Raw genomic sequence first — 17,228 nt, forward strand, 5'->3', positions numbered from 1 at the left:
ATTTTAAGCTCCAGCATTCTTGTCTTGTTTTGGTAACAACAGCACTTCAACGCGTCTGTTTTGGTCTTGCCCAATTTTTGTATCATTAGACGCGACCGGCTCTAATGAACCCATTCCCCGAATAATAAAATTTTCACTTGAAAGCGAACTATTTTTGATTAGCCAGTCACGAACCACTAATGCGCGCTGTTCGGAAATAGTCATATTGAAAGAATCACTACCGGTATTGTCCGAATGGCCGACAATCAAAATTTTACTGCCTTGATTATGTTCTAGCAGTTGTAACAGGGAATGTAGTATCTCGTTAGTTTGCGCATTCGGTTTTAGTTTTGTGCTATTTGAGTCAAATAGCGGAGCCATTTGAGCTGAACTAAACGCCGGAATACTTTTATAAACCTCAACGCGATGGTTTATTTGGCTCAATAACGCTGCACATTGAGACAGCCCCCAGTGCGTGATATCAAATGTATTAGCACATGCTGACAATCCTTCCCCCTTAGCGGTTAACTTTGTAATGTTGTCAGCAAGGTTTTGAATAGATAAATTATTTATATTATCGAAAGGTGCGATCTGCTGGGTAAATTGCTTATAGCGAACTTTCTCATGTGAGAATGAATGCACCATGTGTACGGCCAATAATATGGTGGCAAAACCCAGACTCCATAACCATTTTGGGTTGTGCGGCGGTACTATTACCGCTGGTTTCACCGCTGGCGCTATCTGCGGTTTTTGCCAATTAATCACTTCCGGGAAGGGGGGGAGTGATAATGCCGAGGCTAGACCGGGTAAGATACCCAATGTTTTTTCCAGCCATACCGACCAGGCACCATGCTTGATAAACCCTTTGCCGTTGTCGGATAAAATCACATCAGTTAATTGTAATGACGTGTGAGAAAAGAGGTTTTGTAAGGCATTTGTCACGCCAGATTCGTTTAACCAGATAAACAGATTGTGCGCCATTGCATGGCGTTGAGAAGAGAACGCCGTACTGTTGGTATCCTGCAACTCCAGTTTTTGGATCAATGTTTGAAACGCTGCTGTAATATCGACCTCTTTTTTATTGGCGAGATTAATATTCCCAGTCCAATATGCGTTATCAGAGTTATGGCTAAGACGCTCCTCACTCAATTGAATATAGATAGCAAATACGCATGAGAGTGGCGTTGTCAGTGATAGTGCAGAAAAACTATTTTGCCATTTAGTGAGCTGTGAAATAATAATTGATGTATTTTCATACACATCCGGCAAGAAAGGGAAAAAAGCCAATACCTGCGCGGAGGGATGATGCATCGTAATATGCTTGAGCCGTTTTTGTAATGTCTCCGGATCAGGAATTAAGATCCAGATAGCATGGCTGGAAAAACGCGTGTTATCGGCAGCGCCAGGGTTACTAAACCACTTAGCAGCATAGGGACCGAGGATTAAAATAACGGTATTACCTTGATCCGCGACCTGTGCAACTACCGGTTGAGGGGGTTGTTGTGGTTCAGGTTGGGGTTGTTCCGGTTTAAGGGCGTAATGCCACCCTACGGTGAGCACCAATAGCAGCAGGAACGTAATGAAAATAACGTTATTCCATAACGTAGCACCCTGAAAATTAATACTTGCTATTAATATGCCACCGGCTGCCAGCCATAAAAATAATAGCGACTTATTTAATTTAACCTTAAACATTTAAGACAGATCACCTAAATAGCGAGAGCACCAGAACCAGAGTGCGGAGAGTGTTAACGCGATAGCGCAGAGTGGCAAAGCTAAAGCGCGCCAGGTTCGGTGTTGTTCCAATATCTTGTCAATTTTAGGCGGCTCCTCGTTATTGTCCGCTTCCTCGATCTCTGGCTCAATATCATCGTCAACTAAAATGATATTGGGTGGTAACAACTTATGGCCATAACGCGCGAGTAATTGCTGTGATTTCACATCACGGGTTGGCAAATTGCGCGACAGGACAAGAATCTTGAGTGCATATTGGCAGACAGTTTCGTCGTCGCTGTTTAATAACGCTTCCAGGCTCACGCTATCAGTGGGTGAGGGGGCGCTGTAACCGTAGAAATAATCTAATAATAAGTAACCATCCCAACTCAATCCCTTATCTTTAATGGCATGTTCAGTGCGTTTATCCAGATAATGGCAAAGCTGATGACATAAACGGTCGACCTCGATTGGTGGATGTTTTTCTGATTTTAGCGCGAGGCCGAACGCCTCAATCTGCGCGATCAGCTTTAATTGAAAGCCGGATAGTGACGGAATAATGCCATCGAAAGATAATAAGGTATCGACGCTTAAAATCTGTTTAAAGATATCTTCGCTTTTCACCAGGTTTTCTCCACAACATCACCCCAACCCTGTAGGCTGATATAAGGACATATCCTGACTGAGCGGGGGTTTGAATCCGTTTCGGTATTAAAGGCCAGTTTCAACTCAAAGGTTGAGTCATCGATTTTGGTAATGATTTTCTTCATATTGCTCATATCAACTTGTTCTGCCATTACTTGTGCATTTTGTGCGTTATAAACGCCAATGTGCCACCACTCCACATCTTCACGGGTGAAATCCACTTCGTGCTTTTCTATTTTTAGCGTTTTTTTATTCACGACAATCAGGGATTCTAACCACCGTTCATGAGCGGTGGGGAGGTCAGTGAAATAGCTCACTTTACTTGCCCCAGCGACATCTGGATGTGCAGCGCGTTTTTTAAAATTGATACCAAGACGGTATTCAAACTCTTGTAAAGAGCGTTGTGTACCTAGCGTATAACTGCCAAGTTCAACTTCACCTTGTTCGGTACCCAGCAGAGTGCGAACCCGGCTTTTAGCGATTTTATCCCGCTCCCACCAGGCAAGTTTCACCGCACCAGATTCCTTGGCCTCATTATTATGATCGGACCAAACCTTACTGTGTTTGCTACGGGTATAGAAATGCCAGAGCAGAATTTTATGTGGAGCATATGTATCGTAGCCATGCGTAAAGGCACGGGCAGCCATCGCGATTTCTTCACCCATAAAGAAAATATCAGGATCGTTTGGTACTTCACGGACAAAACTGCCATCGCTAAATACAAAGCCGGCGGCTAAATATCCGCAACGCACTGGCGCACTTTCGGTAAAAGGCATGGACATCATTTGCACCATACCTTCCGGCGTAAAAGCGCTAAAAATTAGGCGACTGACATAGTCTTTTCTGTCCTCGTTCTCGCCGGGTTCATAACCCGGAGGATAACTGGATAATATTGGTTTAGGACTTTTGTCGCGCAGGCTGTTTAACATAGTGACCATTTCATGATCCCAGTGCTGAATGAATCGGCAATGAGAGTCTATTTGCAAGAAATAGGTTTCGTCTTGAAATAGCCCTTCAGCCATATGCCTGGCCCAGCAAGCACCTTTGCTTTCATAATAATGCACACTTAAAATCCATATGCGCGCGTGGTTATATTCCAACTGATGCAATGGATAGCCAAGATGGGTTTTACTTTCGATCAACCGCATACCCTGATTTGTGAAAGTATTAATTTCATTATCATCTTGCCAAAAAACGGCAATATTGAGATTTTCAGGGTTCTTAGCGGTATTTATCATGTCATGCAGCGTCGGGATTAATTCTGGATCCCGATAGCTTGCGATGCTCACAAAAATAGAAGATAAAGACTGCATATATAATCCGTCTAAATTAACAGTGTTTCTGTAATGGGTTAATTAACCTGCAAAATAATTTCTGCGGCCGCCGTAAAGTTACCGTTAGCGGGTTTCGCTGTGGCTGAGGCGGACTCAAGAGTTGCCTTCCACTTGAATTCTGCGGGTGTGGCACTGGCAATATTGACCTTTTGCTCGCGGTCACTGCCATTGAGTGCCAGCAATTTCCCGGTGCTGTCGCTAATTTTTATGCGCATCCGATCATCGTGGCCATCGTTGTCTTTGACTTTGATGTAATTTCCATCGGCTGTCGGGGTTTGCGTAGTAATGGCGGCAGTGGCTGAATATTGCCCATAATCGGTTTTACAGGTGATATCAAAATTCAGGCTACGCTCGATTCCACTGCTTAATTTGCCTGAGGTCACGAGGCCGAAATCAACAATTTTTGTGCCGTCAAAAGTACAAGATGGGGTGCTGATGATGGTAATTTGCCCAATATCCAGTTTCTGTGCGTAGTTGATGATGTTATTACTATTGACCCAGTTATAGGCTGCGGTACCACCGGGCAGAACCTGCTGACCGGCCGTATTGGTCAACGATAGCGTGTCCTTGGTTTTATATAATTCAATCCTGAAGTAGGAGTTAGCCGGATAAGTCCAACGACCAATGTCAGTGGTAAATGTCATTCCCGCGCTGGTGTTGAACGTGCCGAAGGCCCCGCCATTATTCCACATAGGTTTGATGGCAATACCGTCAATATTGGTGGCAAACAGTCCTTTCCCTAAGTCCGCACCTAGCATGGCTGCGACATTTTTGCCATAAGGGTTACCGATCGCACAATCGGTATAAGTTACCCTGGTACCCTGCGTCGATGTATTTGCCTCGGCAATAAATTTTGTGGTATCGGCGGGGGCATCGGCATCAATCGTGATGGTTAACGCGGGCAATGTCATGGTTGATGGTAGAGATCCCCCTTTGTCGCTTTCCGTGTCAATCGTACAGATGGCTTCTGCCTGCCCTGCGATAACAACGCCTAATGCCAATATAAAAAGCTTCCTTGTCATGGCAAACTACTCCTGTCCTGCATCAAGTTTAGAAATTAGTTCCTGCGGTATGAGTTGCAGTAATTCACCAAAGCTTTTGCCGATTGTTTTTTCTGAAAAGGACAATAAAGCAATAACCGGGCTACTGGGTTCTGTAGTAGCAAACCATTGGCGTACTTCAATCAGTCGAGACAAAGCATCCGCGCGGTTTTGAATCCCTTTTGGCGGTGCGGGTATCGCTACTGCAACAGGTGTCGATTGTAATTGTGTTTGCGGCTGCGGCGGTTGTGGATAAATGGGGGCAACCGTATCTGCTGGTATGGCGAGTGCGGTGATGCTTTCTTCAGGCAGCGTCTCCGGTACGGCCATGTATGGCTCAGTAACCTCTGAAGCCACGATGTATTCAGGCGTTTCAAAGGCGATGACGGGGGTTATATCGGCCCCACCAAAATGGCGCAACAGCGAGGTTAACCTGACAAAGTCCGGTGTTATCTCCCCGAGCGAGGCGTTAAGCCGTGCTGTTAACTCCAACAATAACGCATAGGCTTGCTGCAATGAGAGGATCGCGCTATCGGAACGCGCCAGCCATTCATGCTGAATCGCGTCCAGTGTGGCTTCTTCCAGTGCGCCTTCCTCGCGGGGAAACGAGTGTGCTTTTTCAAACTCTTTAACTGAAATTTGCATTCCTGCGGCTTTCGGTAACGGCTGGTTGCGAAAATCAGCGATAAACCCATCAATATCGTCCAGTTCTGCAAACGCATTGGCCCGCATAAAGGGTTCAAATTCCCCTTCATCAAGTAATTGAGGGTGCAACTCATCAGGCCAGGTACTTAGGCACCACAATAACGCCTCAAACCCTTCTTGCAACGCGCTGACACCAATTTGACGCATTCGACAGCGCATCAGAATAATTAGCAGCCGTACATCCCTGGCTTTACCCAGCAGCTCAAGACATTTTCGCTCCGTATCTGTCCAGTTAGTGGGTTCGGCGACTTCAACAAAGTTGCCATACTCGGCAGTTAACTTGGGTTGGAGCTTTGTTTGCAGCATAAGAAATGCTGAGTCATATTCGAGACTTAGGCCGCAAGGGTGGTCACCCGGAATAGGCTGCATCAGGCTGTGATAATAACCTGTACTTTCAGCGATACTCTGTACACTCATGTTTCTTCCTTTTAACGTCATGGGTGGACGTTGTGGTCTAATTTTTTGCTCTCGGACATATAGCCGTGATGCTGATGAATTAATAACGGTGCATTTCTGGCTCAAAGCTCATTCCACGCACATCGGCAGATGTATCGTCGCGGGCTAACCAACTGGTGTATCCCAACTGACTTCCCCCCTCTAGCGTCGCGGTGGGAACCTCACTGGCGGTTAACAGCAATTGCACTTCCCAGGCATATTCAAACCCAACAAAGTTACGTACCCATTCACGTAAGACAGGTAAATCCTGTCCGGATGGGCTAAAGCGTAAGTATTGTTGCAAGCTGAGTGGGCCGAGAATCAGTTCAAACTTGTGCTGCCGGTCTAAAACGGTATCGCCCAAAATAGCACCGTCACCCAGCATCATCGCTGAAGCGCCATCGCCCAGTTGGGTCTGGTCACTTTTATCCAGAAAGATCCACTGCTGGGCGTACTCGACCATGCTAACCGGCACTTCGAAGTAGTATTGCAGCGCACCGACTAAGCCTTCGGGGTTACGCGCTTCACGAATGAGGTGTGCTGATGAGGCGAGATGGGCATGAACCGGCAGCGCACTGTGTGCCAGTTCCGCGGGATCAAGCCCGGCTAAACTGCCGATATAAAAAGAGAATCTCTCATCATGTTGCCTATCCAGCGAGGCGGTGTCCTGAGAGACAAACCATGCACGATAAAGTTGTGATATCGCCCGATGATGGAATAGATCGACAAAATCGGTCATCGTGTGGTCATGCAGCTCAGCGCGGGTATAGGCCAGTTCGGTCATTTGTAACGGCATCGCACCGTGTGGCCCCCAGATCCCCAGCCCAAAAAGCTGTAGGTCCATCTTCCCATCTTTCATTTCTACATGGGATATCTCGCGAGGGGAGAATGCCATATGGGCACTTTGGCCAATACGAAACGTTTCCTGCGCCGGTAACATGGCCTTTCCGGGCGCAGGCATGTCAGGTGTGCGGGCTGCGTTAGCGCGCATCATGCTGATAAAACCTGCATTCCAAGGCTCTGCCTGCTGATACCAGGTATCCAGATTGAGTTGATGCTCTGGATTATCCTTATCGGTTTGCATTACAGCACACCTCGTCTGCCAGGACGGGCCTTCCACTGTCCAACGCGTCCCCGTTGCATCGAATGCAATTCGGTTTCGGTAAATACGTTGATCGCGGCATGACGCGCCAAATAATTTTCCATAATCAAGCCAAATAGATAAGGGCTGATACCGGAGAATCCTTCTTCGTCAACAGTCAGGGTACAACAGATGCCGCGACCATAGACCAGCAGGCCATTACCGGGTAGCCGGCGGATCACCGGTTCGCTTTTACAGCCAACCAAAGCATCGATTTGGGTATTCGATTCGAGATCTGACGCATTAACAAACAGGCGTAGCATATTACGCAGCGACTCACCGCCATTGGCGTGGGTCATGTCGGATAACGGCAAATAGTTGAAACTGAGTTGGCGAATCAATCGCCAGGCAGATTCGTCTATTGCAAAAGGCGCGCGTGGGGCGCTGGGCTGAAATACGAAGCGCGCACCATGAACCGGTGCCGAATCCGACATGGTTAATTCAAAGTTACCATTACTGGTAATAAGACGTGGCAGGTCGCGGTTAGTCACCTGAGCCTCAATGGACAGATAACGCAAGCTATCGCCATAAGGCGCTTCTTGTTGGTCAACCAGCGAAACGAAAACCTCAGTACTGGCATAAGGTGTCCGGGTGTCATATTTACGTTTGTTATTCTGACCCGTTCTGGGCTTGCGAGTGATGGAGAAATAGCGGCCAAAGTTGCCATTGTCACAATGCCGGGTTTGATAAAGTGGGTTAAATACCACCTCTTTGCTGGTTTCGGCCTGTTGGCCAAAGACTTTATTGATCGAGAAGACCTCGTAGTCGAGTGGACGGCTACGGTCTGGCACAACGTGGAAATCGTTCAGCGCTCGATTGATCTCAATTTTATCCATTCGTTTTGGGAATAGATTGATCACCGGAGTGCAATTTAATAGAAAACGCGCGGGGGCAACATGGCTCACCAACTCCTGCGGCAGTCGGTCAAGTAAGATAATAATCTCCGCTTCGTTAGTATGATTATTGCGCAGACTTTTGGACAACTGTGTCAGGGTAAAGAAATAGAACCGCTGGCGGCAGGTAAAGTACTCCTGCATCAGGTTATGACCGTGGAAAATATTCCATGACAACGGCAGCAGGCTTTGATCAGGGCTTAACCCCTCAAAAGCGAGAGGATTATCGCTGATCACGGTATCTTCGGCTGTCACCCCGTGGCCTGCCCGAATGATGGTCGCAACATGACTGGCATGTAGAAGTTCGAAGATATGAGAGACTATTCTCTCGTCGCCATTGATATAGATAGGCAGCCGATCAAGCCCTTCGAGCTGTGAAAATTGCAAGTCGCCAACCAGCTTTAACTTAATGCGCAAGGCTCCCTTCAGCCGGTGATAGGCAATCCGGTGTTTTTCCAGATTGGGCATATCAGGAGGGACAGAGCTGAGGCGTGCCTCTGTTATCTCCAGTGGCCATAATCCGACATCTTGCCCACTGCGAAATTCGCAACGGGTAGTCTCACCAGGCGCAATGTGCGTGAAGAAGGAGCTGCCGCGAGGGACGTTATAACCCTGAGTCAGATCACCTTCTTTAAGGTTCGGCTTAAGCTGAATTACCCCCATTGACGGGGTAGGGGAGTTATAATTAGGGTAGACAATATCCAGCAAGCGCTGCGTAAATTTAGGGAATTCGGCATCCAGCTTAATTTGGGTTCTGGCTGATAAAAAACAGAAAGATTCAATCAGGCGTTCGACATAAGGATCGGCGACTTCAATTCCATGCATACCTAAGCGGCCCGCTATTTTAGGATGCTTATCTGCGAACTCCTGCGCCATTTCGCGCATGAACGTCAGTTCTTTATTATAGTAGTCGAGAAATTTGTGGTCCACTTACTGCCCCGGTTGTTATGTCAGCTTTATTTCGCCTAAATCAGCAGAATTGCGTCTGTTTATGTTGATTTATTCGGATTCAACGCATTCAGAGATAACGAAATAATAGTTTTATCAATTGTATTTGCACGCGTAAAAAATAATAATTCTCATCTTCATCTGCGGTGCTGATGATGCAGGTGAGGATTTATAATAATATTTTTTTAAATCCTACTTAATAGGAGGAATTATTACATGCATGTATGTTTGGCTCAACGCACTTTAAAGTGTCTATAATGTAAGCACGCAGCGATATAAGATAATATCCATTATAATCAATTGGTTGCGTCGTTCTCTTGGCAGAACTTTAGGACTTTAGTATGGGCACTATTCCTAATTTTCTTTTATCTTTATTTTATTTTAATTTCGTTTATATTTCCATTTGTAGGAAGTTTCCGAGTAATTAATGGAATTATCCCACACGAGTGCTTCGTTAGATCTTAATATATATTTATCCTAGTAGGATATAAAGGTGAGCGAAATTCTTAAAATGCAGAATATCGAATAAATACACTTTCGTTTTCTATTTCATCCCATTACTCTTAGCCCCACAAAAGTTCTCGGCGTAATAATAATTACCTCGTGACACTACATGAACACACATAAACATATAAGCTGATATACACATGTAGACATAAATACATGCAGATGTGAATACAGTTAAAAAGACCAGGATAAACAACGTGGCTATTACAAGGAAAAACCTTTTCGGCAAGCTGGATGCCACTCTTTTCAAAGGTATTGAAAGCGCGACTACGATTTGTAAATTACGTGGCAACCCTTATGTAGAGTTAGTTCACTGGGTGAATCAACTCTGGCACCAGGAAGATAACGACCTTAAACATATTATTCGTTATTTTGCTGTGGATGTAGACGCTTTTGAGCGTGGTTTAGCTCAAGCGCTGGCCCGTCTGCCAGTTGGCGCGACCAGCATCTCAGATTTTTCATACCATATCGAATTAGCTATTGAGCGGGCATGGGTGTACGCCAGCCTGGAATGTTTAGACACACGCATTCGTAGCGGTCATCTGTTGTTGGCAATGCTAACCAATATGGAACTGCGCCGGGCACTGTTTACGATTGCACCAGAGATGGAAAAAATTCCTCTGGAGCATTTAAGTAGCGATTTTAACTTTATTACACAGACATCGCCGGAAGCGAATGAAGCGGCCACCGACGGTAGTCCAATGTATGACGGTGCATTACCCGGCGAGGCCAGCAATGCGATTGGCGGCAAAAGCACAGCAACCTTGGCGCAGTACACAACAGACCTGACTGCATTAGCCCGCGAAGGCAAGATAGACCCGGTGCTGGGGCGTAATCATGAAATCAGCACGATGGTGGATATTTTGCTGCGCCGTCGGCAAAACAACCCGCTGCTGACCGGTGAAGCTGGCGTGGGTAAAACGGCGGTAGTTGAAGGTCTGGCTCTGGCTATTGCAGCGGGTGAAATGCCGCCAGCACTGAGTCAAGTAAGCCTGTTGACGTTAGATGTTGTAGCCCTCTCTGCCGGTGCCAGCATGAAAGGCGAGTTTGAGGCCCGTCTGAAGAATGTGTTAGACGAGGCGATGGCTTCACCCACACCGGTAATCTTGTTTATAGATGAAGTCCACACTCTGGTGGGGGCGGGCGGGAATGCAGGCACCGGTGATGCCGCAAACCTACTCAAACCGGCCTTGGCGCGTGGTCAGTTACGTACCATCGGTGCTACGACGTGGAGTGAGTTTAAACGCCATATTGAAAAAGATCCGGCGCTAACGCGTCGTTTCCAGGTGCTTCAGGTCGATGAACCTGATGAGAATACTGCAATCTCCATGCTGCGTGGGCTGACACCGGCGTTAGAGAAGCATCATGGCGTGTGGATCATGGATGAAGCCTTGCAAGCAGCGGTACGGTTATCGCACCGTTATATCCCTGCGCGCCAGTTGCCGGATAAAGCGATTAGTCTGCTTGATACCGCCTGTGCACGCGTTGCTGTCGCACAATTCTCACAACCAGCAGAATTGCAGCAACTGACATTCCAGAGTGAAACAGCACAAACCGAGCTGTCGTCGCTGGAAAAAGCGCGGCACTTTGGTAAAGAGCAGGGCGATCGTGCTGAGCAGTTGCAAGCGATGATAGCCCAGCATTCAGAAGCTGCAAGCAAGCTTGACCAACGTTGGCAGGCAGAGCGAGAGTTGGTCGCCGCGATTACCACTACGCGAAGTGATCTGTATGAACTGGTTTCACAGCCAACAGTGGATGAAGAAAAGCGCCAGCAGCATCAGCAGCAATTAGCACAGCTAGAAGAGCAGCTTTTGCAGGTTCGTAGCGTACAGCCATTGGTGCAAGCTGAAGTTAACGCAACCGTGATTGCCAATATCGTTGCAGACTGGACCGGGATTCAGGTTGGACAAATGCTGAAAGACGATATTCGTGCGGTGATGGAACTGCCGCAACGTCTTGAAGAACGTGTTATTGGTCAGCCACATGCGTTGGTGCAGTTGAGTGAAAACATTATGACCGCGCGTGCCGGCATGGCAGACCCAAGAAAACCGCTGGGCGTCTTTATGCTAGTTGGCCCGTCTGGTGTGGGTAAAACAGAAACGGCATTGGCCATTGCTGAAAGTATGTATGGTGGTGAGCAGAATCTTATCACTATCAATATGAGCGAATATCAGGAATCACACACGGTTTCCTCATTAAAAGGCTCACCACCGGGCTACGTGGGTTATGGCGAGGGCGGTGTATTAACTGAAGCTGTACGTCGTAAACCATATAGTGTGGTGCTGTTAGACGAAATTGAAAAAGCGCATTCAGATGTACATGAATTGTTCTTCCAGGTATTTGATAAAGGTCAGATGGAAGATGGTGAAGGGCGCTTTATCGATTTTAAAAATACCATTTTGTTGTTAACCAGTAATGTCGGCAGTGAATTGTTAAGTAACTTATTAGCGGACCCAGATACCGCGCCGGATCAGGATGGAATATTAAGTGCTTTACAACCGGAATTACTGAAAGTGTTCCCGGCCGCATTTTTAGGTCGCGTCACTGTGATTCCTTATTTACCGCTACAGCAAAGTGCGTTGCAGCATATTGTTCGGTTGCATTTGGATCGTATTGGCGAACGTTTGCAGTCACAGCATCAGCTCACCTTGCAATACAGCGATGAGGTCGTTGACGACGTTGTAAGCCGTTGTTCGGTTGCAGAAACGGGTGCACGTATGTTGATTCGTTATATTGAACAGAATATTACACCAGAAATTGGTAAGTTTATTTTACGCGATCACGATGCTAAGCCTAATCAGATCGTTTTCGTTGATAAAAGTGAGAAGAAATTTACAGTTTCTGTGTTGAATGAAAATGGTAAATAATAAAAAACATCAAATCCAAACTGATGTTAGCTAACTATTTTACCGCAAAAAGGAATTTGCTGTTTCTTGTAAAAATGAAATGCAAAAAAGAATAGGGCGGATCTGCTCGCGCAGGTGTTAACTATATATGTGCTTTATTTAATTAATGATATTTTTGGAAAGTAAACTAAAGGATGAAAGTTATGCGTAAAGTAAATCTAGCGGTATGTGCATTGGCACTGTCAGTAGCTTCAGCGACTGCTTTTGCAGCAACCGACGGTACTGTTACCTTCAACGGTAAGTTAATCGACGAAACTTGTGAAGTTGCACCAGCGAGCAAAGATGTGAAAGTAACATTGCCAACGCTTTCTACCCAGAATCTGAAAACATCTGGTCAAGAAGCCGGCTCTACCAGCTTCGTTATTGATGTCGTTAACTGCCCAGCTGAAATCACTAAAGTGGCTGCTCACTTTGAAGCGATCAACAGCACCGGTTCTAACCCAACTACCGGTAACCTGACAAACAATGCTGCAACTGATCCTGCGGGCAAAGTTGAAGTTCGCCTGTATGATATTGCAACCAACGCTCAAATCCGTGTTGGTGATACGGGTGCTAAGTTTGACGTTATTCCTGGCGCTGGTGCAACTCCTGGTACTGCTAGCCTGTCATATGCCGGTGGTTACTATGCAACTGACGCAACGACTGCGGGTACTGTGACTGCTCAAGTTCAATACGTACTGGCTTATAACTAATCCCCCTTTGGGCGATAAGTTTGTTATCCCTATTTAATAGGGTTAAGTGTCAGAAAGTAATAACAGCTTGCTGCGCAGGCTAGTGAAAGTACTGGCAGTAAGCTGTTATAAAAGTTTTCTCATTAAAAGATTTATTATTTGGTAGCGTGATGTCTTATAAAAAAATTATTTTAGTATTGTCGCTGATTGCAGGCAGCATTCCAGCGTATGCATCTATGACGATTAGTGGCACTCGAGTGATATTTCCGGCTGCCCAAAAAGAAGTCAGCGTGCGTACTAATAATAAAGGCACGCAGCCAGCGTTAGTACAAGTTTGGGTCGATGATGGAAAGAGTAATGCCAATATTAATGATGTAGCGATTCCCTTTATGGTTACGCCTCCGGTATTTCGTGTTGAGGGGGGGAAAGGGCAAAGTGTACGGATGATTTATAACGGTATGACATTACCACAGGATAAAGAATCAGTATTTTGGTTCAATATGTTGGAAATTCCGTCAGTACAAAAAGACGGTGCAGATAAAAATAAACTTGAACTGGCTTTTCGTACCCGAATTAAAATATTTTATCGACCAACTGCTTTAGGCAGTAGTAGTTCTGAACAGAGAGAGAAGTTGCAATGGGAACTGGCGAGTGATAGCCAAAAAGGTCTGGGCGTTAAGGTAACAAACCCAACACCTTATTATTTTTCCTTTGATAATGCTGTTGCGACTGCCGGTGGGAAAAAAGTTGATCTGAATACGGAAATGCTCGCTCCGTTTTCAACACTGACTTTTTATCCGCAAAATAAAATATCGAGTATCTCGGCGGTGAATTTTAAAATATTAAACGATTATGGTGCTCCTATTGAAGAAAATTTATCGTTTACGCAAGGGAAAGGGATTCTCGTTAAAAAATAAGCGTTAGCAGTGATGTTAGTTTAGGGCAGGATAACCCCTAAGTACTTATCACTAAAAGGACGATATTAAAGGGAGTTTTGATCGTGAGTCACTCATGTATAGCACGCTACATAGAAAATAAAATCGATAGTCTGGTTAATTTACCCTATAAAGCTTCATTGGGTTTCACGATTACAGTTATAAGTTCGGCTTTGCTAATAAATAGAAGCGTAATAGCGGCACCGGTTGCGAGTACAAATAATAATACTGTAGCCACAGCCGTTGAGTTCAATCCTGCGTTTATTCACGGTTTATCCGTTGATGTTTCGCGGTATATGGAAGAAAACCCGGTGGCACCTGGCACCTATGATGTCATGGTCATCGTTAACGGAAAAATGGTCGGTAAGCATAATATCCGCTTTGAAGTCTATAGCGGCGAGTCAACGGCTAAACCTTGTTTTAGATTAGATCAGCTTGATGCATTAGGGCTGAGAGTTGAACTCAATGGCACTACCCATATACCTGAAAATGTGAAAGTTGCAGCAAAAGATCAGTGTTATCGGTTAAAAGATTTAATTAGCGACAGTAGTAGCAGTTATAACTCCGGGGACTTTGAACTTTCAATCACTGTTCCACAGTTTAATTTAGTGAAACACCCACGCGGATATATTGATTCCAGTTTGTGGGATGCCGGCGGGCCGGTAGGATTCCTGGATTATAACAGCAATATTTATAGTGTTTTTAACGGACATCATGACAACGATTCAGCATCAAATTCGTATAACGGCAATATCGGTTTGAGTGCAGGAGTAAATATTGGTGAGTGGCGCTTAAGAAAACGGCTTAACAGTAGCTGGGCGAATGATGATGGTATGCATACCCAAAATTTGTATGGTTATGCGGCAACGGATATTACTTCGTTGAAAAGTCAGCTAACTGTGGGTGACAGTGATACTAACGGTAACTTATTCGATAGTTACGGATTACGTGGTGTTCAGCTGGCATCAGATAACCGCATGTTAGCGGAAGGGATACGAAATTATTCTCCTGTGGTGCGTGGTGTGGCGGAGTCTAACGCCAGAGTCACCGTAAGGCAGCGTGGGCAGACAGTGTATGAGACGGTAGTAACGCCTGGTGCTTTTGAATTAGCCGATATCGGTACTATGGCTTACGGCGGTGATTTGGAGATGACTATTACCGAATCTGATGGGAGAACCCGTACACAGAGAATCCCTTTTTCAGCACCACCGATGCTGCTTTACCGAGGGGTATCACAATTTGATATTGCCGCAGGGCAGCTTAATGATAGTAGCGTTAATGCGCATCCGACCATCGTACAAGGCGCGTATCACTACGGCTTAGGTAACACCTACACCTTGTATAGTGGCGCACAATTGGCAGAAAACTATAGCTCGGTGGGGATAGGTAACGCATTCAATACCCCGATTGGGGGCATCTCAATGGATGTCACTCATGCGAGAAGTGAATTGGCTAATGATCGCCGTTCATCAGGGAATAGCTACAAAATTGACTATAGCAAATACGTTGGAGAAACCGATACCAACCTGACTTTAGCGGCGTATCGATACTCTTCCAAGGGATTTTACAGTTTCAGAGAAGCAAGCCTGGACCACTATGGCGCCAAGAGTGGCAGTGACGATATTGACTTACGTACACGTAACCGCCTGTCACTCAGTGTTTCTCAGCGTGTAGCTGACAATATGTCGCTTAACCTGAACAGCAGCTTTTATAGCTACTGGGGAAATCAGGATACGTCAAAGCAATATGCCGTGACGTTTAACCACTCGTTGCGCTATTTCTCTTATGCTGTGACGGCGTTGCGCACCAGTAATAGTAGCGACAGCAACAAAAGCAATACCAGCAACAATAGAGATAATGAAAATAGTTATATGCTTTCCATCAGTATCCCTATTGGGGGGAGTGGGATTAATCGACCTGTATTTAGTTCGCTTTACTCGATGGTTAGTCACGATGATGCTGGGAACTCAGTGGTGCAGATGAACGCGAATGGCAGCAGCGGAGAGCAAAGTGAGCTGACTTATGGTGTCGGGACATCGTATGCCAGTCGTAGTGAGACCTCTGCGGCGAAGACGGTGACGGGTAATCTTAATTATCAGACACCGGTTGGCCAGTTTGGTATGACGGCATCTGCCAATAATGATGCGTCGAAACAGCTTTCCGCTTCGGCGAACGGCAGCCTGGTAGCCCATCGGGGTGGTGTGACTATCGGCCCACGACTTGGCGATGCGCCTTTTGCCATCGTCCATGCTGAAGGGGCTGAAGGGGCCAAGTTGTTTAATGGTAACGGTGCGAAGATTGACCGTCGAGGATACGCCATCATGCCATCGCTGACGCCGTACCGAGAAAATAACATTGCAATTGATTACAATGATTTACCTGAAACGGTCGATGTGCTTGAGAACCAGAAAACGGTCGTACCTAGAACCGGAGCAATGATTCCGGTCGATATGAAGACCATGATTGGTGCTCCATTGATGCTGATTGTTAGGGATGAAAATAAAGCGTTTATTCCTATCGGTTCCGAGTTATTGGATGCAAATGGTGTGAGTCAAGGAATTGTCGGACAAGGTGGTATGGCATTTATTCGTGGTTGGGTTCCAGGGCAGCAACCATTGCATGTCACTCAGAATGGCGGCAAGGATACATGCCATATCCATTCAGGCACGGAAGCAAACCCGGTAGCGAAGACAGAAAGCAAGCAAATACAGCAGTTGGAGGTGATATGTCTTCGTGGCTAAAAAGTAATGTTGTACTGAGGTTTGCCTTATTTTTGCTGTCGCTGGTAGCTGCTTTTATTGTGCACCAGCCAGTTCAGGCAGCCAGTGCATGTGCAGGAGCGACAGATTGTAAGGTTCAGGTTTCGTTTATCGGCGAGTATTTAGAAGATACCTGCGAAGTCAGTATTAATGATGGTTCATCTTCAGAGTCTGTCTTATTACCGACTTTGTCGACCAGTAAATTAAAAACAGATGGAGCAGAAGCTGGTAAACAGCAATTTCAAATTGCGCTGAAGCTATGTCCGGTAAATAGAACGGTGTCATTACGCTTTATTGGTGCTGGCGGTATGGTGCCGGATGCCGCAACCGGAAATTTACAAAATGAAGTAGCTGATGATTTTAGCAAAAATGCGCAAATAAGATTAAGTAAAGCTGCAGGGCAACAAATGGTAGTTGGCGATGAGAATAGTGTTCAGGAATATGTTATTTCCAGTTCCGGTGAAGATGTCACCCACTATTTTTTAGCGGGTTATTATGCAAAAGGTACGAATGCGGTAACCCCCGGGCAGGTTAGAGCAACTGCCGGTATCGAGTTGGTTTATAAATAGGGGGGACACGTTTTAGTATTATTTTTTACATTTGATCTCTCCAATAGC

General features: G+C 45.9%; 12 protein-coding genes. 5 read left to right on the top strand and 7 right to left on the bottom strand.

Annotation, left to right across the window (positions count from 1 at the left end; genetic code table 11):
• Positions 1-3: 3 nt before the first annotated feature.
• The 7 genes from AT01_RS20005 to tssF form a co-directional block, all read right to left on the bottom strand.
• On the bottom strand, positions 4-1,674 hold the full coding sequence (locus AT01_RS20005; RefSeq protein WP_042548407.1) for an OmpA family protein: 1,671 nt from the start codon (positions 1,672-1,674) through the stop codon (positions 4-6).
• Positions 1,675-2,316 (bottom strand): hypothetical protein, encoded by a 642-nt coding sequence (locus AT01_RS20010; protein WP_042548408.1) that lies wholly within the window; start codon positions 2,314-2,316, stop codon positions 1,675-1,677.
• Positions 2,313-3,650, bottom strand: coding sequence for a GlcNAc-transferase family protein (locus AT01_RS20015; RefSeq protein WP_042548409.1), 1,338 nt, complete (start codon positions 3,648-3,650; stop codon positions 2,313-2,315). The genes AT01_RS20010 and AT01_RS20015 overlap by 4 nt, the downstream gene beginning before the upstream one ends.
• Before the next feature lie 38 nt (positions 3,651-3,688).
• Entirely contained in the window at positions 3,689-4,693 is a 1,005-nt protein-coding gene (locus AT01_RS20020) for a fimbrial protein (RefSeq protein WP_042548410.1), read from the bottom strand.
• Between the two features lie 6 nt (positions 4,694-4,699).
• Positions 4,700-5,833, bottom strand: coding sequence for a type VI secretion system protein TssA (locus tag AT01_RS20025; RefSeq protein ID WP_042548411.1), 1,134 nt, complete (start codon positions 5,831-5,833; stop codon positions 4,700-4,702).
• A 79-nt stretch (positions 5,834-5,912) separates the two neighbouring features.
• Positions 5,913-6,935, bottom strand: a complete 1,023-nt coding sequence (gene tssG, locus AT01_RS20030) for a type VI secretion system baseplate subunit TssG (protein ID WP_042548412.1) — start codon at positions 6,933-6,935, stop codon at positions 5,913-5,915.
• A complete protein-coding gene (gene tssF, locus AT01_RS20035; RefSeq protein ID WP_042548413.1) occupies positions 6,935-8,815 on the bottom strand; it encodes a type VI secretion system baseplate subunit TssF in 1,881 nt (626 codons plus the stop codon). The genes tssG and tssF overlap by 1 nt, the downstream gene beginning before the upstream one ends.
• 722 nt (positions 8,816-9,537) lie before the next feature.
• Between tssF and tssH the strand changes: the two genes are divergently transcribed.
• The 5 genes from tssH (at position 9,538) to AT01_RS20060 (ending at position 17,180) form a co-directional block, all read left to right on the top strand.
• The gene (tssH, locus tag AT01_RS20040) at positions 9,538-12,207 is read left to right on the top strand and encodes a type VI secretion system ATPase TssH (RefSeq protein WP_042548414.1); all 2,670 of its coding nucleotides are present in this window, start codon (positions 9,538-9,540) and stop codon (positions 12,205-12,207) included.
• A gap of 173 nt (positions 12,208-12,380) precedes the next feature.
• Positions 12,381-12,938 (top strand): fimbrial protein, encoded by a 558-nt coding sequence (locus AT01_RS20045; RefSeq protein ID WP_082039665.1) that lies wholly within the window; start codon positions 12,381-12,383, stop codon positions 12,936-12,938.
• Positions 12,939-13,087: 149 nt separating this feature from the next.
• The gene (locus AT01_RS20050; RefSeq protein WP_042548416.1) at positions 13,088-13,834 is read left to right on the top strand and encodes a fimbria/pilus periplasmic chaperone; all 747 of its coding nucleotides are present in this window, start codon (positions 13,088-13,090) and stop codon (positions 13,832-13,834) included.
• Positions 13,835-13,917: 83 nt separating this feature from the next.
• Positions 13,918-16,593 (top strand): fimbria/pilus outer membrane usher protein, encoded by a 2,676-nt coding sequence (locus tag AT01_RS21485; RefSeq protein WP_082039666.1) that lies wholly within the window; start codon positions 13,918-13,920, stop codon positions 16,591-16,593.
• Positions 16,578-17,180, top strand: a complete 603-nt coding sequence (locus tag AT01_RS20060) for a fimbrial protein (protein ID WP_042548417.1) — start codon at positions 16,578-16,580, stop codon at positions 17,178-17,180. Before AT01_RS21485 ends, AT01_RS20060 begins: the two co-directional genes overlap by 16 nt.
• Positions 17,181-17,228: the final 48 nt, after the last annotated feature.

The sequence above is a fragment of the Yersinia aldovae 670-83 genome (assembly GCF_000834395.1).
In the GTDB taxonomy this organism is placed as follows: Bacteria; Pseudomonadota; Gammaproteobacteria; order Enterobacterales; family Enterobacteriaceae; genus Yersinia; species Yersinia aldovae.